The following is a 16,294-nucleotide window of genomic DNA, read 5'->3' as shown; positions in this document are numbered from 1 at the left end:
TCAAAAGATGAGTTATATTTTTAGAATTCTACTATGTTGCTAAAAAACAAAGCCGCTATAAAAGCGGCTTTATCAAATAATTTAGAGCAATCTAATTATTCATCATCCATCATGCTTTGGCTCATACCAACCGTATTGAAACCACCATCAACATACATGATTTCACCCGTAATACCCGAAGCCCATGGCGAGCAAAGGAACAATGCTGCATTGCCCACTTCTTCAATGGTCACATTACGTTTTAGCGGCGCAATCTTTTCATTGGCATCTAACATTTTACGGAAAGACTTGATGCCTGAAGCTGCCAAAGTACGGATTGGACCCGCAGAAATTGCATTGACACGAATACCATCTACACCCAAGCTTGATGCTAAATAACGAACACCCGCTTCAAGTGATGCTTTTGCCATCCCCATCACGTTATAGTTCGGCATCACACGCTCAGAACCTTGATAAGTCAAAGTCAACAAACAACCTTGGCGCGCTTGTAATAATGGCTTCGCTGCACGAGCCATCGCAATAAAGCTATAAGCACTAATGTCATGTGCAATTTTAAAACCATCACGGTCGGTCACGTCAGTAAAGTCACCATCAAGCGTATGCGCTGGTGCAAAACCAATTGAATGCACTACACCGTCTAAACCATCCCAGTGTTTTGCTAATTCAACAAAAGCATCGTCAATTTCTGCGTCTACAGCAACATCACAAGGAAAAACCAGTGTTGAACCAAACTGTGCTGCAAAATCATCGACACGTTTTTTCAGCTTTTCATTTGGATAAGTAAACGCAAGCTCTGCACCTTCACGGTGTAACGCAGAAGCAATACCGAAAGCAATCGATAATTTACTTGCAATACCAGCAATTAAAAAACGTTTACCAGCTAAAAGTCCTTGTGACATCTTATTCTCACTCGAAAAATTTTCACCACATGATGCCAATAATCAGCGCATTGCGGAATTGCATAAACCATCTTTTTTACAATCTTGCATAAAAAAATCGCCTCCACTTGAAGACGATTTGTATTTTTTACTTGGATCAGAACTTAATCATCACCGCGTAACAGACTCAATAAACGCAAGAATGAATAATACATCCACACCAATGTTGCCAATAAGGCGATGGCACAGATCCATTCAAATGCTTTTGGTGCGCGTTGTGCAGCCGCATTTTCAATCAAGTCAAAATCCAAGATCAGATTTAATGAAGCAATCACCGCAACAAAGGCAGCAAAGCCAATACCCAACCAGTTGCTTTCAAAGATATAAGGAATACTTGAACCAAAAGCCAAACGTAAAATGATTTGCACCACAAATACCAAGGCAATGGCAATCGAGGCAGAAATCACAACCGCTTTAAACTTTTCAGTGGCACGAATCACTTGGAATTTATATAAGGCAAATAAAACCAATGTGGTCACGAAAGTCGCAAGCAATGCTTGTAAAGGAACACCTGGATATTTCAACTGGAAAATAAACGATACGCCACCTAAAAACGCCCCTTCAAATAAGGCATAAGGAATGGCTAAAGCTGGTGCAGTATTGGATTTAAATGTGGTAATCAAGGCAAGGATTAAACCACCGACTGCGCCAATAATTGTTGCAGCATAGGCAATCGAAAGATTTGCTGTCATCGCACAGTAGAAAAATAAGGCCATGCCTAAAACAGCTGCAATCACCGTCAACAGGACGGATTTTTGAATCGCACCCTGAATGGTCATTGGCTCAGCCAAATCTTGATAGGTTTCTACCCGTGTTAAAATAGGGTTAGTACTTTGCATGTACGCTCTCTTTTTTATAGTTTGCAATTAAACATCGAGTTTAAGCGATTTTTTGAGCAAGCCCAAATTTTTTCACGCATTAAAAAAGGAGCCTCAGCTCCTTTTATGTATTACCCAATAATCGATTACTTATCGTTATTCATGATAAAAAAGTATTCGCGGTAGTATTTCAATTCTGCAATCGAATCACGGATGTCATCCATCGCCAAGTGAGATGCATTTTTCTTTAAACCACTCATAATTTCAGGTCTCCAGCGTTTCGCTAACTCTTTCACCGAAGACACATCTAAATTACGATAATGGAAGAATTGTTCCAATTCAGGCATCAAACGATGCAAGAAACGGCGATCTTGGCAAATCGAGTTACCACACATTGGTGATGATTTTGGACTCACCCATTTCTTTAAGAACTCAAGGGTTTGCTGTTCAGCATCTTGAGCCTTAAGTTTACTACGGCGTACCCGCTCAATCAGACCCGACTGGCCATGTTGCTTGGTATTCCACTCATCCATCGCATTTAGAATCAAATCAGATTGATGTACCGCTAAAACAGGTCCTTCAGCCAAGATATTCAAATGGTCATCTGTAATAATTGTTGCAATTTCAATAATCTTGTCGTTATCGGTATCAAGACCTGTCATTTCCAGATCGATCCAAATTAATCGTGTATCAGGGGTGCTACTCATGGATGGCGATTCTAAAGTGCTTAAAAACATCAATAGTAGCAAATTAATTACATCTTGGCTGTAATTCTATAGTGGCTTCGTGCTATTTTTGCGGTCTTCAAAGTGTGGATTTTTTGGGATATGAATGGCTTTAATTCGTAAGCGTCGTTTAACCGAACAACAGCAGCGTCGTATTGAGAAACAGCATAAATCACGTCAAGACGACATTGACACATCGCAAGATCTGGATGGACTGGTTGTTCAGCATTATGGTCGTCAACTCGAAGTACAAGCTTTATCTGTGCCTGAACAGCACCCTGAAAAACCACAAGTGGCTGAAGGTGAGCCAGAACCGTTCTGGAAACCGATTGAACTCGACAGTGTTTGGCGTTGTCATACCCGTACCAACCTAGAACTTTTGGTCACAGGCGATCGAGTTAAATGGCAGGCTGATCCGATTACCGGTTTAGGCATTATCACCGCGATTTATCCAAGACAATCGCTCCTGACCCGCCCCGATCGTTATCACAAAGTGAAACCCGTCGCAGCCAATATCAGTTTGATTGTGATTGTATTTGCACCTTTACCAGAACCTGCACCCACATTGATTGACCGCTATCTGGTCGCTTGTGCCGATGCCAATATTCCAGCACTGTTAGTCCTGAATAAATCAGATTTACTGACTGAAAATGACCCGATTCTCACCTTGCTCAGTGAATATGAATCTTTAGGTTATGAAACCTTGATTTGTCATTCGCAAGGTGACTTATCTGTGCTTTCAAACCGCATTGATAATGAAACGGTGGCTTTCGTGGGGCAGTCAGGTGTTGGAAAAAGCTCACTGATCAATACCATCGTTCCCGATGCGGCCCAGAAAACCAATATCATTTCTGAGAACTCGGCACTGGGTCAGCACACAACAACATCGACACGTTTGATTAAATTTGGAACAAACGGTGCGTTGATTGATTCCCCAGGAATCCGTGAATTTGGGCTGTGGCATCTCAGTTTAGAAAAGGTTCGTACCGGTTTTCCAGAGATTGAAGCGCATTTAGGGCTATGCCAGTTCCGTAACTGCACCCATACCCATGAGAAAAATTGTGCGCTGAAACAAGCGGTTGATGCTGGCGAAATTTTGCCGCGCCGTTTAGACAGCTATTTACGTTTACTGGATGAAATTCAGGAAGCACAGCAAAAAAGTTAATTTTCTTCGCTGCTTGCCCTTGAACTAAAGATTTTGATCACCATTGAGATAAGTTATACTCAGGGTCAATTTTGATTTTAACTTTAGGTGACTTGTGGAACGCTGGTTAGAGTTTATGGGGAATCACCCCTTCTTATTTGGTGCGCTCGGCGTGTTAATCGTGTTGTTCTTTATTTTAGAAGGGCAACGCAATGGTCGTAAAATTTCACCACAATCTCTAGGTATTTTGGTCAAGGCAAAAAATGCCATCTTGATCGACTTACGTGATGGAAAAGATTTCCGTGATGGACACATCAGTGGCAGTCGTAACATTCCATACAGCCAGATTACAAGTCATATCGATGAATTAAAAGCAAGTGATCGTCCACTGGTCTTCATTTGTAACTTAGGTCAGGTTGCAGGCTCAGCATTGCAGAAAGTTGGTCATACCGACAGCTACCGCTTAGACGGCGGTATTAGCAACTGGAAAGCTCAAGGCTTACCTTTAGTGAAAAGCAAAACCAAAGCTTAAGGAGAGATAAAATGACTACGCAAAACGTCACCATTTATTCAACGCTTTCTTGCCCATATTGCGTACGCGCAAAACAATTACTTGAGCGTAAAGGCGTTGCTTATAAAGAAATTAATCTTTCTAATGAAGCACCAGAAGTTCGTCTTGAGTTAATGCAACGTACCAATCACCGTACTGTGCCGCAAATTTTTATCAAAGACCAATTTATTGGCGGTTTTGATCAACTTTATGCTTTAGAGCGTGAAGGGAAACTCGACCAATTATTAGCTTAACAACATCTAAATCCAAGATTTAAGGAAAAACAATGAGCGAAGAACAAGTTCAACCACAACTCGCGTTAGAACGTATCTATACCAAAGACATTTCTTTTGAAGTTCCAGGTGCACAAGTTTTTACCAAGCAATGGCAACCTGAACTGAACATCAATTTATCTTCTGCAGCAGAAAAAATTGATCCAACTCACTACGAAGTGTCTTTAAAAGTTGTGGTTCAAGCAAACAACGAAAATGAAACTGCGTTCATCGTTGATGTAACTCAATCAGGGATTTTCTTGGTTGATGGTGTAGAAGAAGATCGCCTCCCATACATCTTAGGTGCTTACTGCCCAAATATCTTGTTCCCGTTCTTACGTGAAGCGGTCAATGATTTAGTGACTAAAGGTAGCTTCCCGCAATTGCTGCTTACACCAATCAACTTTGATGCTGAATTTGAAGCAAACATGCAACGCCTACAAGCGGATGCAGATGCGCAAGGTCAAGCATAAGGCTTTAGCCTTGAATCAAAAAAACCACAGCAACTGCTGTGGTTTTTTTATCATAATAAAAAAGATCCGAATAAAACGAGAATAAACCATGACCACAACACTTTATCCGCTATGCCAACAGGTCTTTCCTGAACTAACACAGGTTCCTCATCCTGCTCATGCACACGATTTTCATCAATTTATCAATTGGGCCAACACCTTACATTCCAACATTCAATATGTTGAGTTAAAAGAATACTATGACAATGACACCGACAAGTGCTATCAACTACAACAAGCCCAAGTCGATATTGAACAACTGAATAATCGTATTGAAGCTGAGGTTGAACAAGTCTTCGCTGAATATGCAGAGAGCGCTCCAGAACAGCAGAATGAAATTGATTTTGCTGAACATATCTATGCGATTTTATTTGACAATATCTATGCGGTTGCAGAACAACATGGTCTGGCCTTGCTGCTGATCTCGAATGAAAATCCTTATTGGATGCTGGTTCCCGACCAAACTCAGCAGATTAATCACCTGATTGAGGCTTTTAATGCAACGTTTTCAGATGTTGAGCTCTATCACTATGTTTAATATTGAGTAGCCTTATTCCACAATGGTTCTAAAAGTCAGATTCACCCGTGCCATACTGACTTTTTTGGTCGGCGGTAGGCGATGCAACCAATAGGTCTGCGTGGTGTCTTTCATCACCAATAAGCTACCATGTTCTAAATAAAGTTCGACTTTTTCTTTGCTCTGCTTATGTTTAAATGCGAATTTACGCTCGGCACCAAAACTAAATGAGGCAATCGCGCCATCTTTTTTTAAATCCGTTTCACCATCGCTATGCCAAGCCATCCCCTCTTCACCACTATGATAAAGATTGAGCAAACAAGAGTTAAATGTCTCCCCCGTTAAATTTTCGGCCAGTTGTTTTAACTCCAGTAATTCCTGTGTCCACGGCAAGGCATATTTATTCATATTGGAATAGGTATATTCAAAGCGTCGATCTCCATACCACGCTACTTTACGTTTAGTCGTCAATAACTTTCCAAAGATCAGTGCCTGATCATTTTCCCATGCAATGGTCTGCATCAGTTGATCAAAATAATGATCTGCCGCCGCGGTCTGCACCACTTTGCCGTAGTACTGTACCGTGCCGTCATAAGGCAAATGATTCTGCTTTGGATCAGCTTCAATATCAAATAGTTGCATCTTTCCACTTCTTATAGGCTTGCTGCATACAATGTCCACACGGTCGGAAACCTTGTGCAATTGCTTCTTGCTCATCGACAAAAAATACCCGATTCTTTCTCAGCATGCGCTTCCCTGAAGCACAGGTCAATCTGCCATAAATTTTAAGCTGTACGTTTCCAGCATACAAAATTTCCTGCTGTTTTAGTTTCAGATGCAGCTCGGTCTGCGTTAATTCTAGATGCCGCCACATCAGACTAACTCACCGCATCATGGAAAATGATGCCTAAGCTATAACGCTCCCCTTGATGAATTGGGCTGACACCATGTTTCATCTGCACCCGATAATAGCCTTGACTGCCTTTTTCAGGCTTAAATTGGGTGGTGAAAATCAACAGATCACCCTGCTGTGGCTGCATCACCATAGCCTTAGATTGAGCCCTAGGAGTTTGTTGGGTGAAGACCAGTTCTCCGCCCCTAAAATCCACATTCGGCTGACTCAATACAATCACCAACTGTATCGGGAAATACACCTCACCATATAAATCCTGATGAAGCGTATTAAAGCCGCCTTGTCCATATTTCAAAATCAGTGGCGTTGCCAACGTTTGTCCCTGTTGATGGCACTGCTGTAGAAATTCAGAATGTGATGATGGAAATGAACCTTCTAGCTTCAACACCCTAAACCATGCATACGCGATCGGTACCAAATAGGGATAGATCTCATGCCGTATCCGCTCAACCAAATTTGGCAAAGGATAAGTAAAATACTTATATTCACCTTGACCAAAACGATAACGCTGCATCTCTACCGTTTTACGATAAAGTTCAATTTGTGGATATGACTGTTTCAGCATTTCACATAGCTCGGTCGATAGAACCTGCTCAATCAGGGCAAAGCCCTGTTGGTGCATTTGCTCAGTAATATCATCCCAATCCGCTGTTTGAATCTTATCAATCACGGTTTGGATTTGTGTCAATTCAGATGGCTGCATGAGTTTGCACACCTTCCCAACCGATCAATGCTGTTTTACGCAATGTTCCCCACTCATAGCCACCAAAAGCCCCTGTAGACTGAATCACCCGATGACACGGGATCAGGAATGCCACAGGATTACTACCAATAGCGGTGCCGACCGCTCGGGCAGCTTTGGGATGCTCAATTGCCTTGGCCAACTCACCATAGGTAGAGAGCTGCCCCATCGGAATCTTGAGCAGACTTTGCCATACTTTAAGCTGAAACTCGGTGCCTTTTAAATGCAGTTTAATCTCTGCCAATTGTGGTTGCTCTTTTTGAAACAAGGCTAACGCACTTTGTTGAAATGCATCGCTCTGTTGAATAAACTCAGCCTGAGGAAATTGTGCTGTTAATTGCTGCAAAGCATCAGCCTGATTGTCCACAAAACTCAGTGCACAAATGCCTTTATGTGTGGATGCAATCAGTACTTCACCAAACAAGGTCTCTGCGAATTGATAATGAATCGTCAGGCTCTGTCCACCATGTTTATATTCGGCTGGGGTCATACCTTCAATCTGTATAAATAGATCGTGCAATCGACTGGTACTGGACAGTCCTGTGGCAAAGGTTGCATCAAAAATACTGCCCTGCTCTTGTTTTAAAATCTTCTTGGCATGCTCAACACTAATATATTGCAAAAACTTTTTCGGACTGGTACCGACCCATTCAGTAAATAAACGCTGAAAATGTGCAGGACTTAAATGAATATGTGCAGCGACTTCATCCAATTGTGGCTGTTGCTGAAAGTTCTGTTGAATATACTGAATCGCTTGAGCAATACGCTCATAATTACGTTGTTGTGAGGACATATCATCACCTCTCATCATTCATGTTTTCACTGTAGCAACTTTGCCATTCCATGAAAATCTGAATCATGCTCAGTCTCAGCTTTGTCTTTCTAGCGTCTCAAATCCCGATGAAAAAAGCCGTACTTCTTGGAAGTACGGCTCTATCATGTTATCACCTATCACTTATATATTAGTGGGTGTAATACTTATGCCCTTGGTCACGTAACTCGGCAATCTTTTTGCCTTGCTTTTTGGCGTCATCCAGCTTGCCCGCTTGAACCAGCAATTTGGCTTTATCAATTTCTACAATAATTTGGTCAAATAAAGCGGTAGAGGCTGGCACTTTTTCAGTGGTATTCGGCGCCAATTTATACTGTTTTGAATGGGTCGCAGCAGCACGCATATTATCCAAAGCTACTGTAGCGGCCTGTGGCGTTGCAGCTTGGTTAAACGCTTTATAATTCTTGCCCAGCGTTTTCATGTCATCTTCTAAACCCGCAGCCATTGCCGTATGGCTAAATGCAAACGCGGATAACATCACAACGGTGGCTAAAGTTTTTTTAATCATTAGGATATCCTATCAAAAACTGTGGCTATGCTTAATTTCTTGATGCAAAACATCGTGCTTTGACTTCAAAGCACCAATGGCAATTGCTGATTTAGCATACATAAAAAATGCAACGGAATCGTTGCATTTTGATAAAAAAGTTCGGGTTCAGACTTTATAGGCGACGGCGTAAAGCATCGGCAATCGACTCAACCAACTGCTGCGAAATCTCTTGTTTTGATGCCTTTTCCAACTCACGTTTTTTCATGTGATAAGACTGGGCAAAAAACACGGTCATGGCATTTTCATCTGAGGCAAAACCGATATCTGGACGTGACACATCATTACAGGCAATCATGTCCAGTTTTTTCGCCACCAGTTTACCCGCAGCGTATTCTTCAACATTTTGCGTTTCAGCAGCAAAGCCAACCATGAATGGACGTTGTTCCTGCTGTGCAATGGTCGCTACAATATCTGGATTTTTCACCAAAGCCACCGCGAGCTCATCACCTGCTTTCTTAATCTTATGCTCAGCCACTTGTGCCACACGATAATCCGCCACAGCTGCTGTTGCGATAAAGATGTCACAGCCCTCTTTAAGCTGATTCATGCTGACATCCAACATCTGCATTGCAGAACTGACATTCATACGTTGCACACCATTCGGTGTATCCAAACTGACAGGTCCTGCCACCAAGGTGACTTTTGCCCCTGCTGCATAACACGCCGCTGCCAGAGCAAAGCCCATTTTGCCAGTGCTGTGGTTAGAAATATAACGTACAGGGTCAATCGCTTCACGCGTTGGCCCAGCGGTAATGGTGACGCGCTTTCCAGCTAACAAACCGAATTTTTCGGCCAAGGCACGTTGTGCTTTATGGAAATAGGCTGCAACTTGACGAGCCAAATCTTCAGGCTCAGGCATACGGCCTAACCCCACATCACCACAGGCTTGCTCGCCTGCATCTGGCATGATCACATGAACGCCATCTTCGACCAAGGTTTGCAAATTGCGCTGTGTCGCTTTTGCTGCCCACATTTGCTGATTCATGGCAGGTGCAACCCATACAGGTGCTTTGGTTGCCAGATATAAAGTACTGAGCAGATCATCTGCCAAGCCATTGGCAAATTTTGCAATGCTGTCACAGCTGGCAGGTGCCACCAGAACCAAATCGGCCCAACGTGCCAATTCGATATGTCCCATGCCTGCTTCGGCTTCAGGATCAAGCAATTCGGTATGCACAGGATTGCCTGAAAGTGCTTGAAAAGTAAGTGGGGTAATAAATGCTTGTGCGCCATGGGTCATGACCACACGGACATCAAAACCGAAATCTTTTAAACGGCGCACCAAGATGGCACTTTTATAGGCAGCAATACCACCTGTAACCGCTAATATAATGTTTTTATGGGGAATAACACTTAGATCGAAGCTCACAAACAGGATACCTTACTGTTGCAGTGGCGCTCACAATAGCATTAAATAAGTGGATACCCAAGTAGCACCCTCAACATTTCAGCACGGACGATGATCGAAAATCGTGTTGACATGACGCAATATAAAAGGAAAAGACGCGCAATTATTTTTGCCTGTTAAAAAAATAATCACAATAAAATCAAAAGGAAATTGACGGTTGAATCAATCTATTAAAACTTGGCCTGAACAAGAGCGCCCAAGAGAACGACTTTTATCCCAAGGACCGCAAAGCTTATCCGATGCGGAACTGTTGGCGATTTTTCTGCGTTCAGGCTCAAAACAGCACTCTGCGGTGGAATTGGCGCGTCTTTTGATTCAACATTTTGGCGGACTTAATTTGATATTTGATGCCAATTTTGAAGATTTATCACAATTTAATGGTATTGCCTCCACCAAATATGCGCAGCTGATGGCGGTAAAGGAACTTGGACGGCGTTATCTGAATAATCATTTCCAGCAACAACGGCTTTGTCTAGATACTTCAACCTTAGTGCTCGACTATTTACGCTATGAACTGCAAGGTGAAAAACAGGAAGTTTTTGCGGTGCTGTGTTTAGATGCCGAACTCAGAAAATTGCATTTTAAAAAGCTGTTCTTTGGCTCCCATCATTCCTGCGCTGTTTCACTGAATCAAACCCTACGCTATGCCCTGCAACAACAGGCCTGTCAAATCGTGGTGGCACACAATCATCCCTATGGCACTGCCCAACCCTCGACCGAAGATATTTATCTAACCCAACAGCTCAAACAAGCCTGTAAACTGCTGGAAATTCACTTGATCGATCATTTTATTATTTCACCAGAAGGCTATTTTTCATTTTCTGAACAACAACTACTCAACCCTATTAAAACCAAGCAATCTCGCCTTGACAAAGCTTAAATCAAACAGGAATATCAAGACATAAAATTAATGATTCAAATAACATGATTGTCCGTGACCAGCCGAGTATTTTTAAAGTTTTATTCTCATGGCGAGGGACAATTTTACCCAAAATTTTGCCCTCTCTCGGTTTCGTGATGCTGATCTCTGCCATCATTGGCGGGGTCGAGTATGTCAATCTATATCGTTTCCCGGAAATTCCATTAGTCGGCTTCACGTTGATTGGTGTGGTGCTGTCCATTTTCTTGGGATTTAAGAATACCGCTTGTTATGACCGCTGGTGGGAAGCACGTAAACTCTGGGGTGTGTTGATTGCCACGGCACGCCATTTTGACCGCGATTGCCGCGTGCTGACTCAGGCACGTCGTGAACGTATCATTCAAAATGTGATTGTATTTGCCAATGTGCTGCGTGATCGTCTGCGTCATCAAACCGCCAATCCAACCGAGCTGACTGAAACCAGTGGTCTGAGCCAACAAGCCTTGACCCAACTCTATCAGCAGCATAATGCGCCGCAGTACACCTTGAGTCTGATTCAATGGGAACTGTTACAGGCGATGAAAGAAGGCGAAATCTCGGATATTATTTATACCCAGATGAACCGCCATGTGGCCGCGTTAAGTGAAATGCAAACAGGTTGTGACCGGATCGCGAATACCCCCATTCCATTCGCCTATTCGGTTTTACTGAATCGTACTGTGTATTTCTTCTGCTTTATGTTGCCATTCAGTCTTGGCTCTTTATTGGGCTTGGTGACACCACTATTGGTCGGTATTTTGGCCTATACCTTTTTAGGTCTGGATGCTTTAAGCACTGAAATAGAAGAGCCTTTCGGCACACAAAGCAACGACTTACCGCTGGATGCGATGGTCCGTTCAATTGAAATTGAACTCCTTGGAACTTTAGGTCGACCAACCCCACCGCCAATTCAGGCGCATGACCATAACCTGCTCTAATTTCAATGCCCTCCAATGAGGGCATTTTTTAACTTAACATCAGTTAAATAAATTGTGACGGGACTATGGACTTAAAGCGTTCGGTAAACTGTCCATTCCAATAGGGATAATAAGGATAAGGCGGATAGACCGCACTGACCTGATTTAAACGTTCGGTCTGTTCAATCGACAGTTGAATATCCTTGGCAACAAGATTGTCTTGCAGTTGGGTTTGATTACGCGCACCAATCAATACACTGGATACCGTTGGGCGCTGTAATAACCAATTTAAGGCAATTTGCGGAATCGTATAGCCAGTTTCAACTACAATCTGCTTTAGCACGTCAATCACAGCATAGAGATGCGCTTCATTCACTGGTGGCGCAAATTGCGCTGTATCATGTAAACGGCTCTGTGCTGGAATCGGATTCTCCCGATCAAATTTACCCGTCAATCGGCCCCAACCTAAAGGACTCCATACCACCGCACCAATTTGTTGGTCATCATTTAAGGGCATCAGCTCCCATTCATAATCACGACCGATCAATGAGTAATAAACCTGATTGACCACAAACTTTTCATAGCCATATTGCTCAGCAATGGCCTGCGCCTTCATCAGTTGCCAACCTGCAAAATTCGAAGCACCGATGTAACGTACCTTGCCACTACGGACCAGTTCATCAAGTGTTTTCATTAACTGAGGCAATGCAGTAAAACTATCAAACTGATGCAGCTGTAATACATCAATATAATCCGTTCCCAATCGAGTTAAGGACTGTTCAACTGCGGACAATAAATAATGTCGACTAAATCCTGCATCATTTAGATGCTCTGAACTACGAATACCGATTTTGGTCGAAATAATAGTATGCTGCCGTTCTGATGCAAGTGCCTTACCCAGCATTCGTTCAGACTCTCCATCTGAATACACATCTGCTGTATCAAAATAATTAATGCCTGCATCTAAACCAGCGCGAATCATCTGATTGGCCTCAGTTTGGCTGGCTTGTCCCCAAGCAGCAAAGATTTGTCCCTGCCCACCCAAGGTCCCTGCACCAAATCCCAACTCTGAAACCTTTAAACCCGAGTTTCCTAAAAAATGATATTTCATGATCTGTCTCTTAAACATATGATGGCTTAGATACAAAAATACCCCTAGGGATTTGTTGGAAAAACCACGATAATCAAGAAATACTTTTCTGATTTTATTGATAATGAATACAGAAGATTTTGAGTTTTTTATTCGAGTGGCAGACTTAGGCTCAATCAGTAAAGCCGCTCAGGACGCTAATATTTCAGTGTCAGTTGCCAGTCAGAAATTGCAGCGCTTAGAACAAAACCTACAATTGCGCTTGTTTCATCGCACCACGCGGAAACTGACCTTAACCGATGAAGGTCGTGTTTTGCTTGAACATGGTCGACATTGGATTGCTAATTTTATTCACTTGCAAGAATCATTAAAGCTTAAAGATCGGCCGCTCACAGGTACACTTCGGATTACCACCTCCGCGACCTTTGGCACAAAAGTTTTGATGCCTGTGATTGCCGAGTTTGCACTATTGCATCCTGAACTGAAAATTCATTTAGATCTGAATGATCAAAACATCGATCTTATTCAGCAAGGTATGGACTTGGCCATTCGCATTGGTCAGTTAAAAAGCTCAAGCTTGATTGCCAAACGGTTGAGTACAAATCAACGTTTACTCTGTGCTTCTCCCGCCTATTTACAACAATATGGTGTGCCAACAACCTTGTCCGATCTGAAGTTACATCGTTGTATCTTGCAACAGCATGGCCATGGTCTGACCGATCAATGGCATTTGATCAATGCAGAAGGTCAAGTGGAACAGGTTCATGTCGAGGGATATTTTGCAACCAACTCAGGTGAAGGCGTTCGGCAAGCGGCCTTAGCAGGTCTTGGCATTTCCAATCATTCGATCTGGCATGTGGCTGAAGATCTCGCTTCAGGAAGATTAGTACAAGTTCTACCTGACTATCCTGTTGAAGCTACGGCAATTTATGCAGTATTTCCGCATCGGGAGCTGATGGCGCCAAAAGTACAACGCTTCTTGGATTATTTAGTCGATTACTTTCAGCAGCGTGAATGATGAAAAATTAGTACGTCAGACTAATCTTCACCTTGCAATATTGATTAGGATACCCCTGCAAAACCATGAAACATCCATTGCACGCCCCATGCAAGCAGCATGAAAAAAACAAGGATGAGGCAAAGTTCTAATTTTTTCATATCACCGATGGTTTAAAGCTTTCCCAAATCCCTTTCTGCCCCTCTTTAAGATGTGGTGTCTGTCCCAATTTAATCCACGGCATATTCTCGCCATGAAAATCACTGCCGATCGAAACAGCTAAATCAAACTGTTGAATCATACGATCGACCATTTGACGTGTCGAAGCAGGTTCGATACTTGGTGGTAGTTCCACAGCATCGCCACCTGATTCAGCAAATAGTTCAATCAAATAACGGATATTGGTGGCAGACAGGTCATAACGGGTCGGATGAGCAAGCACGGCGAAACCCTGACTGGCATGAATCACATCAATGGTTTCTTTTAAACCCATCCCCTCAAATTTAACAAAGGCTTTTTTACCTTCTTTCAGAAAACGGTCAAAAGCCTGCTGTGGGCGACTGACAATATTCTTTTCGACTAAAGCTTTGGCAATATGGGTTCGAGTGACACGATCTGCTTCCCCCTCCACTTGGGCAATCACATCAGGATAGATATCAAAATCGATACATTTTTCTAAGAGCTGACAAATCACTTTTGCCCGTTCGGCACGGACTTTTTTCTGTTGTTCCAGCATCGCCTTGATCGGTGCTTCATCTTGCATATTCAGGGCAACGATATGTACGCCATAACTCTTCTTGGTATTTGCTCGAGACCATTGACTAGAAATTTCCACACCAGAAATGATTTTAATATCATGAGCTTGTGCATAGTCTTGCGCACGCCCCAAGCCATCCATAGTGTCATGATCTGTCACGGCAAGGGTGTGGATTTTTAAATCAACAGCAGCCTGTACCAGTTGCTCAGGAGAGAAGGTACCATCGGAAATGAGTGTATGTGTGTGTAAATCGACACCGAACATGGTTTGTATTATGCTATCTGACCTATTTCATCATCGTACTGTAACATGAAAGCGTTGCTCGACTATCTTCCAATTATTATCTTCTTTTATTTCTATAAAACCACTGATCCTAAAGATAGTCATCATCCTTTGCTACAGTTGGTGGGTAGCTCTGGAAATCTCGATCAAAATCATATCCTTGTTGCAACATGTGCGCTACTCATTTCAACCTTAGTGGTTTATGGCTGTTTGTTCTTTTTCCAAAAATTTAAATTGGAAAAAATGCAGTGGTTTATTGTCGTCATGTCGGTCGTTTTTGGTGGAATTACCCTGATCTTTAGTGATGTGACCTATATTAAAATGAAGGCGATCATCATCAATATCGGTATCGGATTAGGCTTTCTGGTTACGCCACTATTCAATAAAGAACGTATGCCAATTATCCAAAAACTTTTAGGCTCGTTGTTAGAGCTCAGCCCTAAAGGTTGGTTAAAGTTGAACTGGGCATGGTGTGGTCAATTCTTTTTACTTGCGGCTTTGCATTTCTTCTTTGGTTTTGTCTACATGCAAGGAAAATATTGGGGCGAATTCACTGCTTTTGGCGATATTATCGTTTCTATCAGTTACCTAGCTGCTATACTGTTTTTCTTAAGAAAGCATTTTAAAACCACTGAATAGATTTTAAATCATCGAGCTACTGCCATGCCATATTTTGTGCTGACTTGTACTGATCGCGAAGGTACTTTGGAAAAACGTTTAGCCACCCGCCCACAACATATTGAACGTCTACAAAAGTTAGATGATGAAGGACGTTTAATTGCGGCTGGTGCGCATCCGAAAGATCCAAATGATCCACAAGCTGGTTTTTTGGGCAGTACCATCATTGTCGAGTTTGATAGTCGTGAATCCTTAGATGCTTGGATTCAGGAAGAGCCATTTTTAAAAGAAGGGATTTACTCAAATATTGAGGTAAAACCTTTCAACAAAGCTTTTCCAAAAGGGTAAATCATGCAAGTTGTCTTAAAAAGCGTATTGGCTTTATGTTTATTTAGTTCTCCTGCATGGGCAGTTGAGCCAGCAACACCTGCGGCTCCAGCAGCCAACACAACCCCAGTGCAACCCAATGCCACAACTGCTGCGCCAACCAATGCAACCACAGCAGTAGCCAAACCTTTGACCGCTGAACAAATTGCCAAAGCCAAACAGCAGCAAGATGCAAAAGTCAAAGCCATGATTCAAGATCAAGCCAGCCGCTTGAAGCAACTGGAACATGCCAATTTAGAAGCACTTTCGCAGAACCAAGAATTACAGTTAAAAAATGACAACCTGACCGTACAAGTTCAAGTATTACAAAGTGAACGCAGTGCGCAAATGTTTTTATATGGCGCAATGACCATTGCTGTGGGTGTCATTCTCGGCTTCTTAATTGCCAGTTATGTTCACACTAAACGTCGTCGTCAGTGGTAAATCC

At 42.6% G+C, this 16,294-nt stretch carries 22 protein-coding genes; 11 read left to right on the top strand and 11 right to left on the bottom strand.

What is annotated here, in order from left to right; translation table 11 throughout:
- Positions 1-95: 95 nt before the first annotated feature.
- The 3 genes from WA352_RS05015 to orn form a co-directional block, all read right to left on the bottom strand.
- On the bottom strand, positions 96-899 hold the full coding sequence (locus WA352_RS05015) for an enoyl-ACP reductase FabI (RefSeq protein WP_241345574.1): 804 nt from the start codon (positions 897-899) through the stop codon (positions 96-98).
- 143 nt (positions 900-1,042) lie between these two features.
- Positions 1,043-1,777: a Bax inhibitor-1/YccA family protein gene (locus WA352_RS05010; protein ID WP_004804311.1), complete on the bottom strand. Its 735-nt coding sequence runs from the start codon at positions 1,775-1,777 to the stop codon at positions 1,043-1,045.
- Between the two features lie 125 nt (positions 1,778-1,902).
- Positions 1,903-2,463, bottom strand: coding sequence for an oligoribonuclease (gene orn / locus WA352_RS05005; protein WP_005184949.1), 561 nt, complete (start codon positions 2,461-2,463; stop codon positions 1,903-1,905).
- Between the two features lie 124 nt (positions 2,464-2,587).
- Here orn and rsgA point away from each other — a divergent pair, with 124 nt between their 5' ends.
- The 5 genes from rsgA (at position 2,588) to WA352_RS04980 (ending at position 5,497) form a co-directional block, all read left to right on the top strand.
- On the top strand, positions 2,588-3,646 hold the full coding sequence (rsgA, locus tag WA352_RS05000; protein ID WP_005319238.1) for a ribosome small subunit-dependent GTPase A: 1,059 nt from the start codon (positions 2,588-2,590) through the stop codon (positions 3,644-3,646).
- Positions 3,647-3,740: 94 nt separating this feature from the next.
- A complete protein-coding gene (locus WA352_RS04995; RefSeq protein ID WP_005319236.1) occupies positions 3,741-4,157 on the top strand; it encodes a rhodanese-like domain-containing protein in 417 nt (138 codons plus the stop codon).
- A gap of 11 nt (positions 4,158-4,168) precedes the next feature.
- Complete coding sequence (gene grxC / locus WA352_RS04990; RefSeq protein WP_004804307.1) at positions 4,169-4,429, top strand: glutaredoxin 3; 261 nt, start codon at positions 4,169-4,171, stop codon at positions 4,427-4,429.
- A 32-nt stretch (positions 4,430-4,461) separates the two neighbouring features.
- Positions 4,462-4,920: a protein-export chaperone SecB gene (secB, locus tag WA352_RS04985; protein ID WP_004655889.1), complete on the top strand. Its 459-nt coding sequence runs from the start codon at positions 4,462-4,464 to the stop codon at positions 4,918-4,920.
- An 88-nt stretch (positions 4,921-5,008) separates the two neighbouring features.
- Positions 5,009-5,497 carry a hypothetical protein gene (locus tag WA352_RS04980; protein WP_005319232.1) on the top strand — a complete coding sequence of 163 codons (489 nt, stop codon included), beginning with the start codon at positions 5,009-5,011 and terminating at the stop codon, positions 5,495-5,497.
- A gap of 12 nt (positions 5,498-5,509) precedes the next feature.
- On the opposite strand, the gene WA352_RS04975 is transcribed toward WA352_RS04980, so the two are convergent.
- The 6 genes from WA352_RS04975 to coaBC form a co-directional block, all read right to left on the bottom strand.
- Positions 5,510-6,118, bottom strand: coding sequence for an alpha-ketoglutarate-dependent dioxygenase AlkB family protein (locus WA352_RS04975; RefSeq protein ID WP_033133767.1), 609 nt, complete (start codon positions 6,116-6,118; stop codon positions 5,510-5,512).
- The gene (locus tag WA352_RS04970) at positions 6,105-6,350 is read right to left on the bottom strand and encodes an Ada metal-binding domain-containing protein (RefSeq protein ID WP_033133766.1); all 246 of its coding nucleotides are present in this window, start codon (positions 6,348-6,350) and stop codon (positions 6,105-6,107) included. The genes WA352_RS04975 and WA352_RS04970 overlap by 14 nt, the downstream gene beginning before the upstream one ends.
- A gap of 4 nt (positions 6,351-6,354) precedes the next feature.
- A complete protein-coding gene (locus tag WA352_RS04965) occupies positions 6,355-7,092 on the bottom strand; it encodes a 2OG-Fe(II) oxygenase (protein ID WP_033133765.1) in 738 nt (245 codons plus the stop codon).
- Positions 7,079-7,924, bottom strand: coding sequence for a methylated-DNA--[protein]-cysteine S-methyltransferase (locus WA352_RS04960; RefSeq protein ID WP_033133798.1), 846 nt, complete (start codon positions 7,922-7,924; stop codon positions 7,079-7,081). Before WA352_RS04960 ends, WA352_RS04965 begins: the two co-directional genes overlap by 14 nt.
- A gap of 169 nt (positions 7,925-8,093) precedes the next feature.
- Entirely contained in the window at positions 8,094-8,471 is a 378-nt protein-coding gene (locus tag WA352_RS04955) for a cytochrome b562 (RefSeq protein WP_033133764.1), read from the bottom strand.
- A 154-nt stretch (positions 8,472-8,625) separates the two neighbouring features.
- Entirely contained in the window at positions 8,626-9,882 is a 1,257-nt protein-coding gene (gene coaBC, locus WA352_RS04950; protein ID WP_016543077.1) for a bifunctional phosphopantothenoylcysteine decarboxylase/phosphopantothenate--cysteine ligase CoaBC, read from the bottom strand.
- A 196-nt stretch (positions 9,883-10,078) separates the two neighbouring features.
- On the opposite strand from coaBC, the gene radC reads away from it, so the two are divergent.
- Positions 10,079-10,801, top strand: a complete 723-nt coding sequence (gene radC / locus WA352_RS04945) for a RadC family protein (protein WP_033133763.1) — start codon at positions 10,079-10,081, stop codon at positions 10,799-10,801.
- 44 nt (positions 10,802-10,845) lie between these two features.
- Entirely contained in the window at positions 10,846-11,757 is a 912-nt protein-coding gene (locus tag WA352_RS04940) for a bestrophin family protein (protein ID WP_004655906.1), read from the top strand.
- A gap of 43 nt (positions 11,758-11,800) precedes the next feature.
- On the opposite strand, the gene WA352_RS04935 is transcribed toward WA352_RS04940, so the two are convergent.
- Positions 11,801-12,847, bottom strand: a complete 1,047-nt coding sequence (locus WA352_RS04935; protein WP_033133762.1) for an aldo/keto reductase — start codon at positions 12,845-12,847, stop codon at positions 11,801-11,803.
- Positions 12,848-12,950: 103 nt separating this feature from the next.
- Here WA352_RS04935 and WA352_RS04930 point away from each other — a divergent pair, with 103 nt between their 5' ends.
- Positions 12,951-13,844 (top strand): LysR family transcriptional regulator, encoded by an 894-nt coding sequence (locus WA352_RS04930; protein WP_033133761.1) that lies wholly within the window; start codon positions 12,951-12,953, stop codon positions 13,842-13,844.
- 136 nt (positions 13,845-13,980) lie between these two features.
- Here WA352_RS04930 and WA352_RS04925 read toward each other — a convergent pair whose 3' ends face one another.
- Positions 13,981-14,844: a PHP domain-containing protein gene (locus tag WA352_RS04925; protein WP_005184985.1), complete on the bottom strand. Its 864-nt coding sequence runs from the start codon at positions 14,842-14,844 to the stop codon at positions 13,981-13,983.
- A gap of 45 nt (positions 14,845-14,889) precedes the next feature.
- Between WA352_RS04925 and WA352_RS04920 the strand changes: the two genes are divergently transcribed.
- The 3 genes from WA352_RS04920 to WA352_RS04910 are packed head-to-tail and all read left to right on the top strand — an operon-like array spanning position 14,890 to position 16,290.
- Positions 14,890-15,501 (top strand): septation protein IspZ, encoded by a 612-nt coding sequence (locus WA352_RS04920; protein WP_004804291.1) that lies wholly within the window; start codon positions 14,890-14,892, stop codon positions 15,499-15,501.
- Positions 15,502-15,525: 24 nt separating this feature from the next.
- Positions 15,526-15,828: a YciI family protein gene (locus WA352_RS04915; protein WP_033133760.1), complete on the top strand. Its 303-nt coding sequence runs from the start codon at positions 15,526-15,528 to the stop codon at positions 15,826-15,828.
- A 3-nt stretch (positions 15,829-15,831) separates the two neighbouring features.
- Positions 15,832-16,290, top strand: a complete 459-nt coding sequence (locus WA352_RS04910) for a hypothetical protein (protein ID WP_005184992.1) — start codon at positions 15,832-15,834, stop codon at positions 16,288-16,290.
- Positions 16,291-16,294: the final 4 nt, after the last annotated feature.

It is taken from the genome of Acinetobacter sp. 102, from assembly GCF_037028485.1.
GTDB lineage: Bacteria > Pseudomonadota > Gammaproteobacteria > Pseudomonadales > Moraxellaceae > Acinetobacter > Acinetobacter higginsii.
This window is presented reverse-complemented; position numbering and strand designations above follow the sequence as displayed.

Bases quoted from the DNA above. Each gene is read 5' to 3' on its own strand.
- WA352_RS05015 (WP_241345574.1), bottom strand. From the start codon at position 899: ATGTCACAAGGACTTTTAGCTGGTAAACGTTTTTTAATTGCTGGTATT.
- WA352_RS05010 (WP_004804311.1), bottom strand. From the start codon at position 1,777: ATGCAAAGTACTAACCCTATTTTAACACGGGTAGAAACCTATCAAGAT.
- orn (WP_005184949.1), bottom strand. From the start codon at position 2,463: ATGAGTAGCACCCCTGATACACGATTAATTTGGATCGATCTGGAAATG.
- rsgA (WP_005319238.1), top strand. From the start codon at position 2,588: ATGGCTTTAATTCGTAAGCGTCGTTTAACCGAACAACAGCAGCGTCGT.
- grxC (WP_004804307.1), top strand. From the start codon at position 4,169: ATGACTACGCAAAACGTCACCATTTATTCAACGCTTTCTTGCCCATAT.
- secB (WP_004655889.1), top strand. From the start codon at position 4,462: ATGAGCGAAGAACAAGTTCAACCACAACTCGCGTTAGAACGTATCTAT.
- WA352_RS04980 (WP_005319232.1), top strand. From the start codon at position 5,009: ATGACCACAACACTTTATCCGCTATGCCAACAGGTCTTTCCTGAACTA.
- WA352_RS04975 (WP_033133767.1), bottom strand. From the start codon at position 6,118: ATGCAACTATTTGATATTGAAGCTGATCCAAAGCAGAATCATTTGCCT.
- WA352_RS04970 (WP_033133766.1), bottom strand. From the start codon at position 6,350: ATGTGGCGGCATCTAGAATTAACGCAGACCGAGCTGCATCTGAAACTA.
- WA352_RS04965 (WP_033133765.1), bottom strand. From the start codon at position 7,092: ATGCAGCCATCTGAATTGACACAAATCCAAACCGTGATTGATAAGATT.
- WA352_RS04960 (WP_033133798.1), bottom strand. From the start codon at position 7,924: ATGTCCTCACAACAACGTAATTATGAGCGTATTGCTCAAGCGATTCAG.
- WA352_RS04955 (WP_033133764.1), bottom strand. From the start codon at position 8,471: ATGATTAAAAAAACTTTAGCCACCGTTGTGATGTTATCCGCGTTTGCA.
- WA352_RS04940 (WP_004655906.1), top strand. From the start codon at position 10,846: ATGATTGTCCGTGACCAGCCGAGTATTTTTAAAGTTTTATTCTCATGG.
- WA352_RS04935 (WP_033133762.1), bottom strand. From the start codon at position 12,847: ATGAAATATCATTTTTTAGGAAACTCGGGTTTAAAGGTTTCAGAGTTG.
- WA352_RS04930 (WP_033133761.1), top strand. From the start codon at position 12,951: ATGAATACAGAAGATTTTGAGTTTTTTATTCGAGTGGCAGACTTAGGC.
- WA352_RS04925 (WP_005184985.1), bottom strand. From the start codon at position 14,844: ATGTTCGGTGTCGATTTACACACACATACACTCATTTCCGATGGTACC.
- WA352_RS04920 (WP_004804291.1), top strand. From the start codon at position 14,890: ATGAAAGCGTTGCTCGACTATCTTCCAATTATTATCTTCTTTTATTTC.
- WA352_RS04915 (WP_033133760.1), top strand. From the start codon at position 15,526: ATGCCATATTTTGTGCTGACTTGTACTGATCGCGAAGGTACTTTGGAA.
- WA352_RS04910 (WP_005184992.1), top strand. From the start codon at position 15,832: ATGCAAGTTGTCTTAAAAAGCGTATTGGCTTTATGTTTATTTAGTTCT.